Source organism: Archangium minus, assembly GCF_044360475.1.
GTDB classification, from domain to species: Bacteria; Myxococcota; Myxococcia; order Myxococcales; family Myxococcaceae; genus Archangium; species Archangium minus.
Genome location: NZ_CP043494.1, coordinates 4681716 through 4695684 on the forward strand (window position 1 = coordinate 4681716; position 13969 = coordinate 4695684).

Sequence of the window (13969 nt, forward strand, 5' to 3'; positions counted from 1 at the left end):
TGACAGCGCGTCCGCTAAAACGGATATTGCGTCCGTCCGCTACGGCGGACATGGTTCCGCTATCGGAGAAATCATCCGCCATGAATCAGGCTGCCGAAGTGATCAACCTCGATGAGTTCCGGAAGCGGCGTGAGTCCAGACCTTCGTCGACTCGGTCGCTCGCCCCCATGAGTCTCTGGACGCCAGTGTGGGTGTGGGTCATGGTCTGGCCCACGTGAAATCGGTTCGTGAAAATACGCCTCCCTCGGCGGAGGACGCTGAGAGCACTCCCTCGCCCGTGAAGGGAAAGGGGCGCAAGAAGGAGCAGGACGCCAAGAAGGCGGAAGCTCCCCCACCCGAGGCACCTTCCTCCGAGGAGGAGTGGGCCTATGAGGTGGCGCACGCGGACTCATCGACGGATCTGGCTCCCATCGTGGGCCGTAACCTGCGCCGGCTGCGCACCCAGCGGGGCCTGTCCCTGGAGCGGTTGGCCAAGGCGTCCGGGGTGAGCCGGGCCATGCTGGGGCAGATCGAGCTGGGCCAGAGCGCGCCCACCATCAACGTCATCTGGAAGATCGCCCGGGCGTTGGGCATCCCGTTCTCGGCGCTGATCAGCACCACGGCGCAGAGCGGCACCCGGCTGATGCGCGCCAGTCAGTCGAAGCGGCTGGCCTCCCATGATGGGAGCTTCAGCTCGCGCGCGCTCTTCCCGTTCGACGAGCCGAGGCGCGTGGAGTTCTACGAGCTGCGGCTGGCCGCACACGCTGAGGAGCACGCGGACGCGCACCCGCCGGGGACGATGGAGAACCTGGTGGTGACGGTGGGGACGGTGGAGATCGACCGGGGTGACGAGCACCACGTGCTGGCCGCGGGAGACGCCATCCTGTTTGAAGCGGACGTGGCGCACGTCTACCGCAACACGGGCAACGTGGACGCGGTGATGTACCTGGTGATGACGTACGCGGAGACGGTGGGCTAGGAGCTCGGAGCCCCCTCCGGAAACACGAAGAGCCGGCGGGCCCTCGGGGCTTCTCGCCGGCTCTCGTGCTTTCAGGCCCTCACGGGCCCGGTGTTACTTCGCGGTGCACATCATCATGGGCATGCCGTTGCACATCATCATCACCGGCATTCCCATGGCCATCATGGAGTTCATCGCGTCACAGCAGTCCTTCATCATCTCCATCTGGCCCGCGTCCATGGGCATCATCCGACACATCATGCCGTCCTTGCCCATCTCACAGGTCATCCGGGCCATCATCGGCATCCGCATCATCATGGGCATCATCATCGGCATGCCGCCCATCATCGGGTTCATGCCCATCATCGGCATCTGACCGCCCATCATCATCGGGTTCATGCCGCCCATCATCGGCATGGGCATGGGCATCATGCCGCCCATCATCATCGGGTTCATACCGCCCATCATCGGCATGGGCATGCCGCCCATCATCATCGGGTTCATGCCGCCCATCATCGGCATGGGCATGCCGCCCATCATCGGGTTCATTCCGGGCTGCATCGTCATAGGCATCTGGGAAGCAGGGGTCATGGTTCGTCCTCGAGTGACTGCGACTGTGGGTATGGCTTCGGTCAAGGGACGGTAGAGAGCGGTATCCCCCCGGACAATGCCCCGGTGCTTTTTCCTCCAGTGAAACGGAGACACCGCTTTTTGGGCGGAGGGAACGTGTCCGGCAGCGCTCAAAGCCCGGTACGCCCCTGCCCTGGCGTGCAGGTCTTCCATCGAGAAGGCCACCCCCGAGTTGAGCTAGAACCTCCCCATGAGCGCAGATCCGCCAGAGGAGGGGCCGAGCGCCTTCCCACCCACGCGCTGGACTCTCATCCGCTCGGCTCGGAGCTCACCGGAGGCGCGGCGCGCGGCGCTCGAGTCGCTGCTGCGCACCTACTGGCGTCCGCTCTACGTCTTCATGCGCCGTCAGGGGCTGGAGGCGGAAGCCGCGCGAGACGCCGTGCAGGACCTGCTTCTGCGGCTGCTGGAGCACGACTTCCTCGAGCGCCTGAGCCCCGAGAAGGGCCGCCTGCGGGGCTACCTGCTGACGGCTGCGCGCAACCACCTCGTCCACCGTCATGAGCGCTCGAATGCCGCCCGGAGGGGCGGGGGAGTGGCCGCGCTGCCTCTGGACTTCGAGCTGGCGGAGCGGATCGCCTCCGAGGACGCGCAGGCTCCGGACGAGGCCTTCGAGCGGGAGTGGGCCTCGAGCGTCATGGAGCGGGCCCTGGAGCGGCTGAAGGCCGAATTCGACAGTGGAGCGCGCAAGGGTCCCTTCGCGCTGGTGCTCCAGTTCTTCCGTCCAGGCGAGCCGCCGAGCTACCGGGAGGCGGCGGAGGCACACGGCATGTCGCTGCCGCAGCTCAAGACATTCCTCCACCGGGCGCGGGTGCGCTACCGCGAGCTGGTGCGCGAGGAAGTGGTGGACACGGTCGGAGGACCCGAGGAGGCGGAGGCGGAGCTCGCCGAGCTGCTCCGGGTGCTGAAGCGATGAGTGCCCGCTGCCCGCGCTGCGCGATGCCTGTGGATGACAAGCGCCTGGCGGTGTGTCCCGGATGTCTCCTGGGCGAGGACATGGAGGACCCGGGCCGGATCGGCGCGCTGGAGTTGGAAGAGGAGATCGGCCGCGGAGGCATGGGCCGCGTGTTCCGCGCGCGCCACGTGAGGTTGGATCGTCCGGTGGCGGTGAAGTTCCTCGCGGGAGAGGCCGCCTCCAGCCCCGAGGCGCAGGCCCGGTTCGCCCGAGAGGCGCGGGCGCTGGCGCTGTTGGATCACCCGAACATCGTCCGGGTGCACGACTTCGGAGACGAGGAAGGTGAGCGCTTCCTGGTGATGGAGCTGGTGGAGGGCCGCTCCCTGGCGGAGCTGCTGCCGCTGGCTCCAGCGGAGGCCGTGCGCGTGGCGATCCAGGTCTGTGATGCGCTGGCCTATGCGCACGCGCGCGGTGTGGTGCACCGGGACATCAAGCCCGCCAACATCCTCGTGGACGGCGAGGGCCGGGTGAAGGTAACGGACTTTGGGATTGCCCGCATCGTGCGCCAGGAGGGGCCGCGGAACACGCTCACCGCCGCGCATGCCGTGGTGGGGACTCCCGAGTACATGGCACCCGAGGCCTTCGCCGGAGCACCGCCCGAGCCACGCATGGACGTGTACGCGGTGGGCGTGCTGCTGCACGAGCTGGTAACGGGACGGCCACCGGTGGCGGGGGCGTCCTCCTTGATGGGGGCACTCGGGACGGTGGTGCGGAGGGCCGTGGCGCTCGAGCCCTCGCGGCGCTACGCGAGCGCGCAGGCCATGGGGCTGGACCTGCGGCGGCTCGCGGATGGAGCGGCGGAGGCGGCGCTTCCTCCGGATGAGGCCCTTTGGCTGCGAGCGGTGGCGGTGCTGCAGGCGGTGGCATGCGCGCTGGTGCTGTGGGCGCTCCTCGTGTCGGTGACGCCTCGGGTGGTGAGCCCACACGAGTTGGATCCGCTCACCATGCAGCCCGCGGCGCGGCTCGCGGATGGCCGGTGGGTGACGCGGGCGCGCTTCGAGATAGGCCCCATCCTGGGCGCGGTGGCGGGGCTCGCGGTGGCGCTCGCGGCGTACGGCCTGCTGCGCAGACACTGGCGCCACGAGGGTCTGGATGCGCCCGCGCCGGAGGTCCCGCTGCACGAGGGGCGGACCTTCCTGATGCTGGCGAGCGCCTGCTCAGGCCTGTTCGTCCTGCGCGGCGTGCTGGAGTGGGGGGCGAGTATCTCGATGCCTCCCTTCATGCCGCTGGTGGGAGGGCTGCTGGAGCTGTCGGCGCTCTACCTCCTGTGCGTCTCCATCCTGGAGGCCTGGCGACGCCAACGGCCGCTCTCTCGCGAGCCGGTGATGTGGGCCGGGCTCGTCCTGATGCTGGCTCCGCCGGTGGTTGAGTTCGGTCTCTACCTGTGGCGCTGGCAGCCCTGAGCAGCCGCCCCGCAACCGCGAAAATTCCTTCCGGTACTCCCTGACGGAAGGGGAGGGCGGCGCCAACCCAGGAAGGGGCACTCGAGCCCCGGGCGACCGCGCTCCCCGAGGAGACGTGTCATGGAGCCGAACACGGTGTCGAGCCACTTCATGGTGGCGGCCTACCTGCTCTACCTGTTCGTGAGCATCCTGCTGACGGTCTGGGTGGCGAAGACGCTGCAGCGCAATGGGGCGCACTTCCTGCACGACGCCTTCCTGGGCAAGGAGCGGCTGGCGGAGTCGGTGAACCACCTGCTGGTGGTGGGCTTCTACCTGATGAACATCGGGTACGTGGCCCTGTCGCTGAAGGAGCACCAGACCATCTGGACGGTGCAGGAGGTCATCGAGCTGGTCTGCGGCAAGGTGGGCAAGGTGATGGTGGTGCTGGGGGCGATGCACTTCTTCAACCTGTATGTCTTCAACCGCATCCGTCGCTCGGGCCAGGTGCGCCAGCAGCCGCCGCCGGTGCTGCCGCGGGAGTACACCCGGGTGTCGCCGCCGAGCCCTGTGGCCGAGCGGGCTTGAGGTGAGCCATGCGTGCCCTCTGCGTGCTGTATGACGAGACGTGTGGCTTCTGTGTGAGCTGTGCGCGGTGGCTGGGGGAGCAGTGCGTGCTGGTGGGGCTCGAATGCCTCCCGGCCGGAGGCGAGGAGGCGGCGAGACGCTTTCCCGAGCTGCGTCGCTCGGGGGCCTCGGAGGAGCTGGTGGTGGTGGACGACGAGGGAGGCGTCTACCGGGACACCCATGCGTGGCTGATGGTGCTGTGGGCCTTGGAGGACTACCGGGACTGGGCACAACGACTGTCCCGGCCCGCGTTGATGCCGCTCGCGCGCAACGCCTTCGAGCTGCTCTCGAGCAATCGGCGAAGGCTGTCCTCCTGGCTGCACTTGGAGGACGAAACCCTGCGGAAGGAACTGGAACAGGCCGGTCCTCCCGAGACCCCGAAGTGTGCTCCGGGGGACGCGGCGTGCCGCCTGCCGAGCCGGGTGCGGTGCGAGGGGTGTGGCAGGCTCCTGGCGCAGGGACGCTCCGCCTGCCCGCACTGCCTGGCGGAGGTCGTGGGAGGAATGGAGCCCGGCTGAGCGCCTTTCCCCTCTCCCTCTGGGAGAGGGACGGGGTGAGGGTATGAATGCACTCGGGTTGAACCCCCTGTCCACACCGCGGGCCACGGGTTGAAGAACGGGCTTGATTACCCTCACCCCCGCCCTCTCCCAGAGGGAGAGGGAGCAGTCACTGCCGTGAAGAGGACTCGTCTTGGGCCGGGGGCTCGTTGTAGCCGGCCTCGCCATACGGCCGGAGCCGATCGAGCCAGAGCGCCTCCAGGACCTTCAGCTCCTCCTTCGGATCCGTGCTGCCCGGCTCCTCCGAGGGCGGGAGGACGTCGAGCACCTCGAAGGAGAAATTGTCCGCGCCGTAGCGCCGCCAGTCCTCCTGCAGATCGCGTTGGGGGTGTTTGCCGAGATCCAACTCGAAGCGGATGCGATTGAGCATGCCCGGGGCGTTGAGGGCCGAGCCCACCAGCACCTTGCCATTGACGCGGTTGCGGACCGCGTACACGCCCATCGGCGGTGGCTTTTCCTTGTAGGTCCGTTTCAACTCGGCGCGAGACTTCGGGCCGCCGCGCCCGGAGCGGTCATCAGGGGAGTTCATAGGAGCTTCCTTGGGGTGATGAAGAGACGAAGAAGAGACGAAGAGGGCGCGTCAGCTCGCGTAGCCGAGCGCGATGAGCTTCTGTCCGAGGCGCGTACGGGCGGCCAGATCGAGCGGCTCCACCCAGTTGCGTCCCATCCGTTCCCAGTCGGGATCGGAAGTATCCACGCCGCGAGCCTCGAGGCAGTCGGCCTCGCAGATGAAGAACTGCGTGCGGTAGGGGAAGAGATAGCCGCCGTGTTCCCGGAGCGAGGCGAGCGCCTCAGCGTAGGAAGAGAACCAGCGGTTGAGGAAGACGCCCGCGTCCCTGGCTAAGAAGGCGTCGAAGTCGACCTCGGGCGAGGTGTCCTCGCCGCGCTCGTTCTTCAGCTCCGCCCAGGAGGAGAACCCCTGCTCGAGAGCGATGACAGCCAGCGCGTGCTTGTGGCGGACGGAGTCCTTGCGAGCGACCAGCTCACTCGGAGTGAAGCGGGCGAAGGCAGGGAGCTTGCGCAGCCGTTCCGTGGCACGAGCGACGCGGAGGGTGTCGGAGGAGCACAGGTCCTTGAGCAAGAGCGACGCTCGGACCTTGCATTCGCGCAGGGGAAGGGGAGTGGTGGCGCGGGAGTCGGTTCCCATGAAAAGTCCCTCAGCGGCGGCCCTCACCCGATAATGGGCCGTAGAAGGAACTCATCGAGAACTGTCGACCTACGAGAGAAGCGAGGGTGACGTCGTCTTTTTCGGGTACAGGCGCCCCTCGGCACCTGCACCATGAATACCACCTCGGCTGGACGAAGTCACAATCGTTCCACATCGGACAGACGCTGGTGTCGCGTTAAAACCGTCAGCCGGTGATGGCGATTCTGCATGACCGGTTGAACATCGTCGCTATCTTCAGCGCCGGTGTCGAAGGCTGCCTGAACCGAACGGGACCCGCTCTCACAGGGGTCTGTTGGAAGCCAAGAGGTGTCGCAGTGAAACATGCGAGATGCTCCACGACGTTGTTCTTCTCTCGTTCTCGAATGCCACCGTCTCTAACCCTCTGGGCGTCCGTTCTCGTCCTGATGTCGGCCGCGGGTTGCAGTAAACGTCAGCCCGAGCCAACCGCGCGCCTGTCCGAGCTCCTGCCTCAGGTCGGCCCCAATGAGCTCCGCTCGCCTGAGGCATTCGGCGTCATCGCGGACCGGGCCGATCGTTCACGTGCGCTCTTCCTGGAGGCCAGCCGGGTGCTGCTCCACCCGCGGTGCGCCAACTGCCACCCGGACGGAGACTCGCCGTATCAGAACACCGGGCTGCAGCCGCACTATCCGCCCGTGGTTCGCGGTCCCGAGGATCGCGGCGTGGTCGGAATGGAGTGTACGAGCTGTCATCAGGACCGGAACGTCGAGCTCGCCCGGGTCCCCGGCGCTCCGAACTGGCATCTCGCTCCGCGCTCGATGGCCTGGGTGGGCAAGAGCCCGCGGGCTATCTGTGAGCAGCTGAAGGATCCGTCCCGAAATGGCGGGAAGTCGTTGGAGCAGATCGTCGAGCACAACGCGCACGATGAGCTTGTGGGTTGGGGCTGGGCACCTGGCTCGGGCCGGGAGCCGGCGCCGGGCACGCAGAAGAGCTTTGGGGCGATTGTGGCGGCATGGGTAGAAACGGGCGCGGAGTGCCCGAGCGAGGAGGCACGGCCATGAGCATTCGAGTTCGCATCAACGGTGTCGACAAGGAGCTCGACGTCGACCCTGAAATGCCGCTGCTCTGGGCTCTGCGCGATGTGCTCGGCCTCACCGGCACGAAGTATGGCTGCGGTCAGGCGCTGTGCGGCGCGTGCACCGTCCACGTCAATGGTCAGGTGGTCCGCGCGTGCGTGACGCCGGTCCGCCGTGCGGCGGGGGGCTCGGTGACGACCATCGAGGGGCTCTCGCCGGACGGGAGCCACCCCTTGCAACGCGCTTGGGTGGACATGGGCGTTCCGCAGTGCGGGTTCTGCCAGGCGGGGCAGATCATGACCGCGGCGGCCCTGCTCGCGAAGAAGCCGAAGCCCACCGACGAGGAGATCGACCAGTCGCTCGCGGGCAATCTGTGCCGCTGCGGCACGTACACGCGCATTCGCGCGGCCGTGAAGAAGGCCGCCGGGTTGTCCGAGGAATAGGAGGACGCGATGAGCAAGCGACCCATGTTGATTGCCCGGCGCTCCTTCCTCGCGGGGCTGAACCTCGCCGTGGGAGGCCTCGCCGTTGGCTTCTTGACCACTGACAGCCTCGCGGAAGAGCCGTCGGGGCGGCGCTCCGGGCCTCGGCCGAAGACGAGCTCCCAGGCGCAGGAGTCGGCGGTCCCCGGCCTGAACCCGAACGTCTTCGTGCACGTGGCCCCGGATGGGCAGGTGACGATCGTCTGCCACCGCTCCGAGATGGGGCAGGGCATCCGAAGCTCCCTTCCCGTGCTGATCGCGGACGAACTCGGCGCGGACATGGCCCGGGTGAAGATCACCCAGGCCGATGGTGACCCGGCCTACGGTGACCAGAACACCGACGGCTCCAACAGCGTCCGCGGCATCTACGAGGACATGCGCCGCGTGGGCGCCACGGCACGCACGATGCTGATCGCCGCCGCGGCGAAGCGGTGGAAGGTGGCACCGGACACCTGCGAGGCGAGCGACCACGTCGTGCTGCACCGTCCGAGCGGGCGCAAGCTCGGCTTCGGTGAGCTGGCGCTCGAGGCAGGCAAGCTTCCCGTGCCCAAGCCGGCGGATGTTCGGCTCCGCCCGAAGAACGAGCTTCGCCGCGTGGGCCGGCCACTGCCGCTCATCGACGGGCCCGCCTACGTCAACGGAAGCGCGGTCTTCGGGGCCGACGTCCAGCTCCCTGGCATGCTCACGGCGGTGATCGCCCGGCCTCCGGTGGTGGGTGGACGCGTGGCGCGGTTCGACGCCACCCGCGCGCTCGCCATTCCCGGGGTGAAGCGCGTCATCGAGATGCCGGTGCCCCAGGCGCCGTACATGTTCCAGCCCTGGGGTGGTGTCGCCGTTCTGGCGGACAACACCTGGGCGGCCATTCGGGGCCGCGAGGCGCTGGAGATCTCCTGGGAGCTGGGCGCGAACGCGACGTATGACTCGGAGAAGTTCCGCGAGGAGCTGACCGCTTCCGTGCGGGCACCTGGCAAGGTCTACCGCAACGTGGGAGATGCCGAAGGCGCCCTCGCCAAGGCCGCGCGTGTGCTCGAGGCCGAGTACCACGTCCCCCACCTCCCCCATGTCTCGATGGAGCCGCCGGTTGCGGTTGCCCGCGTCGAGGGGGACACCTGCGAGGTGTGGGCTCCTAGCCAGCACCCGCAGGCCGCGCGAGCGGAGGCCGCGCGTGTGCTCGGGATGCCCGTGGAGAAGGTCACGGTCCACGTGACGTTCCTGGGCGGTGGCTTCGGCCGGAAGTCGAAGGCGGACTTCGTCTCCGAGGCCGCCTGGCTCGCGAAGCAGGTGGGTGTTCCCGTGCGCGTGCAGTGGACGCGCGAGGACGACGTCCACCACGACTACTACAACACCGTCAGCACGCAGCGCCTCAGCGCGGGCCTCGACGAGCGCGGCAAGGTCGTCGCCTGGAGACACCGCACCGCGTTCCCGCCGATCGGGTCCACCTTCGCGCCCACCAACCTGGCCTCGCTGAGGGATCTCCAGCAAGGCGTGTTGGACCTCGGGCTCGGGGTTCCCAACCTCCGCGCGGAGGCGTGCCAGGCGAATGCCCACGTGCGCATTGGCTGGCTCCGGTCCGTCTACAACATCTTCCACGCCTTCTCGGTCAACTCCTTCATCGACGAGATCGCCCATGCCCGGGGTGAGGATCCTCGCGACGTGTACTTGGAGATGCTCGGGCCGCCTCGGACCATGAGCCTGGCGGAGCTCGGTGTCGAGAAGCTCGAGAACTACGGCATGTCGATGGACGTGCACCCTGTGGACGTCGGCCGCCTGCGGCGCGTCATCGAGCGTGTGACGCAGCTCGCACCGTGGGGTGACCGGAAGAAGGAGAACAGGGCCCTGGGCCTCGCCGCACACCGGAGCTTCCTCTCCTATGTGGCGGTGGTCGCGTCCGTCGTGCGCAACCCAAGCGGCAAGCTCTCCGTCGATGAAGCCTGGGTCGTGGTTGATGCGGGCACGGTCATCAACCCGGATCGCGCTCGAGCCCAGATGGAGGGCTCGGTCATCTTCGGGATGAGCCTGGCCATGTACGGTGGCGTGACGATGAAGGGAGGAGCGGTCGAGCAGTCGAACTTCCGCGACCTCCGGCTGGTGCGCATCGGCGAGGCGCCTCGCAAGATTCACGTGGAGATCATCTCCAGCGACGGGCCTCCGGGAGGCATCGGCGAGCCGGGTGTCCCGCCTGTCGCCCCCGCCATCGCCAATGCCCTCTTCGCGCTCACGGGGACGCGTGTGCGCGAGCTCCCGCTCTCACGAGCGCTCCAGGTCTGAAGCCAGCGTCCAGGCACCTCCGAAGCGGTCCAGGCCCCAGGCCGGCCGCCCGGAGGGCCTGCGGAGCCCGGTCAGCCCACCTGGCGTCCGGGCTGACGCAACCCGTCCAGGAGCGCGCCCTCTGGCGCCTCCTCGGCTGCCGCATGGCTCATGAATTTCGAGCGGGGGGCCCCCGGTCGTGGCATGATGGTCTCACGAATTGCCCCCCCGCCCCTTTCATCGGGCACTGATTCGATGCAGGGACATGTTGCTCCCGTATGGCTTTGCAGACTCGTTGATGTTCATCACGTTGAACGTGAATGCGAAGCCATTGTCGAAGACGGACCCGCGATCAGAGGGCGTGGTGGGCAGCATTCTCAAGAGGAAGACCATCTCATGAAGAACGCTGAAGGGGTCTCGTTGCCCTTTGAGCTGGATCGCCGGCTGAAGCAACGCATTGATCATCTGCGGGATGTGCGGGAATCCCTGGAGCAGCTGGGCCGGAGTGCGGGCTCACTCCAGCGCCTGTTCGGGGTGGAGCTGGAGAGGCGCCGCGCCAGTGCCGCTGCCGCCGCTGCGCCCACCGCTCCGGCCGCTCAGGCTGCTCCCGCGGTGAAGGAGGCGAAGAGCCGGACCCCTCCGCCCGCCACCAGGACGGCGCCGCCGCCTCCTCCTCCGCCGAGCAACGCACCCGCGAAGCCGGCGGAAGAAGAGGAAGAGATTCCGGCATGGCGCAAGCTGTTTCCGGATCTGTCCGCCGAAGTGCCGGGGCGAAAGAAGTAGCGAACGCCTGTCGGCTACGGGACGTCGGCAGGCACACCCAAGCCGCGCAGCCAGGTATCGGCGAGCGGCTTGGGGTCATAGCCCGTCTCGGCCTTCACGAGCTCCAGCATCTGCTGCATGCGCGCCGTGCCGCCCACGTGGCTCTGGTAGAAACGGGCCAGCACGCGGTCCATCGCCTCGGTGCCAATCTTCTTCTCCAGCGCACGGTAGAAGAAGGCGCCCTTCTTGTAGGGGATGTTGGACCAGAGCGGGTGGGTGAGGATGTCAATCTGGTTGCAGGTGGCATCCGGCAGGGCCTGCGTGTCGCCTCGAGCCACGGCCCGCTCCAGCACTCCCTTCCAGTCGGCCCACACCTGCTCTTCGACTTCCACGCCCTCGGTCTCGCGCACCGAGCGGGCCGTCAGGTACTCGGCGGTGCCCTCGGAGAGGACGAAATCCTCCCAGCACTGGATGCGCACGCCATTGCCGAACCAGCCATGTGCCGCCTCGTGGTGGTGGACCAGTTTGTCTTTCATGGCATCGGCGGCCACGTGCCAGTAGGGGTGGTGCTCCATTCCGCCGTAGGCTCCCTCTCCCCAGTTGGCGGAGACCGAGCCCACCTTGTTGCCGAAGGTGTAGGCGCCGTAGCGCTTCTCGAAGAAGTCCACCGCGTCCTTGAGGCGCGGGGTGCCCTCGAGGGCCGCCGCCTCCTCACCGGGCAGGTACCAGACGGACACTTGCGTCCCCGCCGCGGTCGTCCCCAACGCCTTCTCCGTGTACTCGCCCACCGCCCAGGCCAGCATATAGGGCGGGGCCTCGCCCGGGATGTGGGTGGGGTAGACCGCCGTCTTTCCCGCGGGCACGTTGCTGAGCTTGAGCGAGAACTTCGTGCTGTCCGCCAGGGCCGGGTGGCAGGGGAAGAGGTTGGCGCAGAACGACGGCCAGCTGAAGGTGGTGCCGCTGGGCAGGTAGCCGTCGAAGTTCGCGGACGGGGTGAGCGTGTAGTCGACGAGGATGAAGCTCGCCCATTCGGGAACCCCGATGTCCAGCTGCCCCTCCTTCACGGTGTAGTTCAGCTTGCCGCAGCGGCTGCGCACTCCAGTGATTTGCAGGTTGCCGACCTTCAAGGACAGGGCGCGGCTCGTGGCGTCCCCCATCTGGATGAGGGCCGTGGCGTTCAGCGAGTCGAGCTTCACGTCCAGCGCCGTGAAGCGGATGTCGCGCGACAGATCCAGCGCGGACGGAGGCGGAGGCGTTGGGGCCAGCTCCAGCGCGCTGCACAGGCGCGGGCACGCGGGCAGCTCCGTGCCTTCCCCAGGCCCCGGACACGGGAGTGATTCCTCGGAGACCTTGGGCACCTCGGGCTCGGGCGTCGAGGAGCGACATCCCCAAATGCTCATCAGAAGCAGAAAGACTGCTGTCCGTGGATGACTCATTTTCATGAGGGTTTCCTCTATCACAGGAAACCGGCGCTTATTGGCATGGACGACGCACAGGCCTGTCGGTTACGACCGGGCGCGCGATGCGCTTCCTGTCGAAGCTTCGCGGAGGGAAAAACCATGCGTCTGGGCGTCATTCCAGAGAATCCCTTGGAGCGGCTCGTGCTCGCTGCGGGGCTCGTCCCCAGGCCTGTCGCCGAGACCCAACTCGCCTTCACGTTCGCGCGAGCGGTGATGGCGGGCGTTGAGCTGGGATTCTTCGACGCGCTCAAGAGCCAGGCCAAGACGGTGGAGGAGCTCGCTCGGGAACGCAGCACGCACCCGCGAGCCACCGAGGCGCTCCTCAACTGTCTGGTGGGGTGTGACTACCTGGCCTATGAGGACTCGACGCGCCGGTATTCGCTGCGACCGGTGAGCCGCAAGTGGCTCCTGCGCGACAGTCCCCACTCCCTCGCCAACAAGATGCACTTCCAGATACTCGAGTGGGAGTATCTCGCGCAGCTCGAGTCATTTGTCCGCAGCGGCAAGCCCCTCGCGATGCACAGCTCGACCAACGCGGAGGAGTGGCACGCGTATCAGGCCGGCATGGCGGATGTCGGTCGGCTCAGCTTGGATGAAGTGGTGCTCCGAACGCCCATCCCGAAGGGGGCCCGCCGGATGCTCGACATCGGTGGTTCGGGAGGAACCTACTCCGCGGCCTTCCTGCGCAAGTATCCCGGGCTGCGCTCGACGATCCTGGACCTTGAGGCGGCGGTGGCTCACGCGCGCCCCTTCGTGGAGGCGCACCAGCTCGGCGAGCGCCTCTCCCTCGTGGCGGGGGATGTCCTTGGCGACGACCTGGGAGAGGGCACCTACGACTTCGTGTTCATGTCCATGGTGGCGCACCACTTCTCGCACGAGCAGAACCTCGCGGTGGCCCGTAAGGTCTTCCGCGCGCTTGCTCCGGGTGGGGTGTTCGTCCTCCAGGACTTCGAGCGAGGGAAGCGGCCGTCTCCGAAGAATCAGGTGGGCGCGCTGACGGACCTCTACTTCGCCCTCACCAGCCAGTCCGGGACCTGGTCCCTCGAGGAGATGCGGGGTTGGCTCCGTCAGGGGGGCTTCTCCCTGCGCAGGTCCATCAAGCTCCGCACGTCTCCGGGAATGGTGCAGGTGGTGGGGAGCAAGGCATGAACCCGTACCTGCTGCTGAGCATCTCGATTCTCTCGGAGGTCCTGGGAACCAGTGCGCTGCGCGCCAGCAATGGTTTCACCCGGCTCCTCCCGAGTGTCCTCGTGATCGTCTGTTACGGCACGGCCTTCTACCTCATGAGCCAGGCGCTGAAGTCGCTGTCGCTCGGTTTCACCTACGCCGTGTGGAGCGGCGTGGGTACGGCTCTGACCGCGATGATCGGGTGGCTGTACTTCCGAGACGCGTTCAACTGGGGAGCGCTCGGCGGCATCTCCCTCATCATCGCGGGCGTCGTGGTCCTGAACCTCAGCGGAGGTGCGCGGCACTGAGCTTCCTGTGCCGCGCAGGTCCCCGCTGAGGGCCGTCTCACTGTTGTGTGGCCTTCAGGTTGTTTGGCAGCCCGGACCCATCGGGTGGGCGCTCCAGCTCCAGGTTGCTGGGAGGCTTCAGCTCTGGAGGCAGGTGGCTGGCGGGCGTCTGCCCGGGCGGCGTTCCCGCATCGTTCGAGGGCGGGGCGGGATCCGAGGGGCAGGCGCAGAACAGCGCCAGGGTGGCCAAGAGGAGCAGGGGACGCATGGCGAGTTCCTT

16 protein-coding genes are annotated in these 13969 nt (G+C 67.5%); 11 read left to right on the plus strand and 5 right to left on the minus strand.

Translation table 11 applies throughout. From position 1 onward, the window contains the following. The first annotated feature begins 277 nt into the window (after nucleotides 1-277). A complete protein-coding gene (locus F0U60_RS19320) occupies nucleotides 278-958 on the plus strand; it encodes a helix-turn-helix domain-containing protein (protein ID WP_395822093.1) in 681 nt (226 codons plus the stop codon). Nucleotides 959-1051: 93 nt separating this feature from the next. On the opposite strand, the gene F0U60_RS19325 is transcribed toward F0U60_RS19320, so the two are convergent. Further along, nucleotides 1052-1528, minus strand: coding sequence for a hypothetical protein (locus tag F0U60_RS19325; protein ID WP_395822095.1), 477 nt, complete (start codon nucleotides 1526-1528; stop codon nucleotides 1052-1054). Nucleotides 1529-1757: 229 nt separating this feature from the next. On the opposite strand from F0U60_RS19325, the gene F0U60_RS19330 reads away from it, so the two are divergent. The 4 genes from F0U60_RS19330 (at nucleotide 1758) to F0U60_RS19345 (ending at nucleotide 5043) form a co-directional block, all read left to right on the plus strand. Beyond that, nucleotides 1758-2480 (plus strand): RNA polymerase sigma factor, encoded by a 723-nt coding sequence (locus tag F0U60_RS19330; RefSeq protein ID WP_395822097.1) that lies wholly within the window; start codon nucleotides 1758-1760, stop codon nucleotides 2478-2480. Beyond that, nucleotides 2477-3922, plus strand: a complete 1446-nt coding sequence (locus F0U60_RS19335; protein ID WP_395822099.1) for a serine/threonine-protein kinase — start codon at nucleotides 2477-2479, stop codon at nucleotides 3920-3922. The genes F0U60_RS19330 and F0U60_RS19335 overlap by 4 nt, the downstream gene beginning before the upstream one ends. Before the next feature lie 120 nt (nucleotides 3923-4042). Continuing rightward, nucleotides 4043-4486, plus strand: a complete 444-nt coding sequence (locus F0U60_RS19340; RefSeq protein ID WP_395822101.1) for a hypothetical protein — start codon at nucleotides 4043-4045, stop codon at nucleotides 4484-4486. Nucleotides 4487-4494: 8 nt separating this feature from the next. Continuing rightward, nucleotides 4495-5043: a thiol-disulfide oxidoreductase DCC family protein gene (locus F0U60_RS19345; RefSeq protein ID WP_395822103.1), complete on the plus strand. Its 549-nt coding sequence runs from the start codon at nucleotides 4495-4497 to the stop codon at nucleotides 5041-5043. Nucleotides 5044-5191: 148 nt separating this feature from the next. Here the strand turns inward: F0U60_RS19345 and F0U60_RS19350 are convergent, their stop codons facing one another. Together F0U60_RS19350 and F0U60_RS19355 are read right to left on the minus strand one after the other, a co-directional pair. After that, complete coding sequence (locus tag F0U60_RS19350) at nucleotides 5192-5611, minus strand: GIY-YIG nuclease family protein (protein WP_395822105.1); 420 nt, start codon at nucleotides 5609-5611, stop codon at nucleotides 5192-5194. A gap of 51 nt (nucleotides 5612-5662) precedes the next feature. Continuing rightward, nucleotides 5663-6229: a hypothetical protein gene (locus F0U60_RS19355; protein ID WP_395822107.1), complete on the minus strand. Its 567-nt coding sequence runs from the start codon at nucleotides 6227-6229 to the stop codon at nucleotides 5663-5665. A 383-nt stretch (nucleotides 6230-6612) separates the two neighbouring features. On the opposite strand from F0U60_RS19355, the gene F0U60_RS19360 reads away from it, so the two are divergent. The 4 genes from F0U60_RS19360 (at nucleotide 6613) to F0U60_RS19375 (ending at nucleotide 10796) form a co-directional block, all read left to right on the plus strand. Further along, a complete protein-coding gene (locus F0U60_RS19360) occupies nucleotides 6613-7269 on the plus strand; it encodes an Isoquinoline 1-oxidoreductase subunit (protein WP_395822110.1) in 657 nt (218 codons plus the stop codon). Further along, on the plus strand, nucleotides 7266-7727 hold the full coding sequence (locus tag F0U60_RS19365; protein ID WP_395822112.1) for a (2Fe-2S)-binding protein: 462 nt from the start codon (nucleotides 7266-7268) through the stop codon (nucleotides 7725-7727). Before F0U60_RS19360 ends, F0U60_RS19365 begins: the two co-directional genes overlap by 4 nt. A 9-nt stretch (nucleotides 7728-7736) precedes the next feature. Continuing rightward, a complete protein-coding gene (locus F0U60_RS19370) occupies nucleotides 7737-10034 on the plus strand; it encodes a molybdopterin cofactor-binding domain-containing protein (RefSeq protein ID WP_395822114.1) in 2298 nt (765 codons plus the stop codon). 375 nt (nucleotides 10035-10409) lie between these two features. Continuing rightward, nucleotides 10410-10796 carry a hypothetical protein gene (locus F0U60_RS19375; protein WP_395822116.1) on the plus strand — a complete coding sequence of 129 codons (387 nt, stop codon included), beginning with the start codon at nucleotides 10410-10412 and terminating at the stop codon, nucleotides 10794-10796. 14 nt (nucleotides 10797-10810) lie between these two features. Here the strand turns inward: F0U60_RS19375 and F0U60_RS19380 are convergent, their stop codons facing one another. After that, nucleotides 10811-12175, minus strand: coding sequence for a M1 family metallopeptidase (locus tag F0U60_RS19380; protein WP_395822118.1), 1365 nt, complete (start codon nucleotides 12173-12175; stop codon nucleotides 10811-10813). A gap of 159 nt (nucleotides 12176-12334) precedes the next feature. Between F0U60_RS19380 and F0U60_RS19385 the strand changes: the two genes are divergently transcribed. Further along, nucleotides 12335-13384: a methyltransferase gene (locus F0U60_RS19385; protein WP_395822120.1), complete on the plus strand. Its 1050-nt coding sequence runs from the start codon at nucleotides 12335-12337 to the stop codon at nucleotides 13382-13384. Further along, nucleotides 13381-13710: a DMT family transporter gene (locus F0U60_RS19390; protein WP_395822122.1), complete on the plus strand. Its 330-nt coding sequence runs from the start codon at nucleotides 13381-13383 to the stop codon at nucleotides 13708-13710. Before F0U60_RS19385 ends, F0U60_RS19390 begins: the two co-directional genes overlap by 4 nt. A gap of 37 nt (nucleotides 13711-13747) precedes the next feature. Here the strand turns inward: F0U60_RS19390 and F0U60_RS19395 are convergent, their stop codons facing one another. Then, complete coding sequence (locus F0U60_RS19395) at nucleotides 13748-13957, minus strand: hypothetical protein (RefSeq protein ID WP_395822124.1); 210 nt, start codon at nucleotides 13955-13957, stop codon at nucleotides 13748-13750. Nucleotides 13958-13969 lie beyond the last annotated feature (12 nt).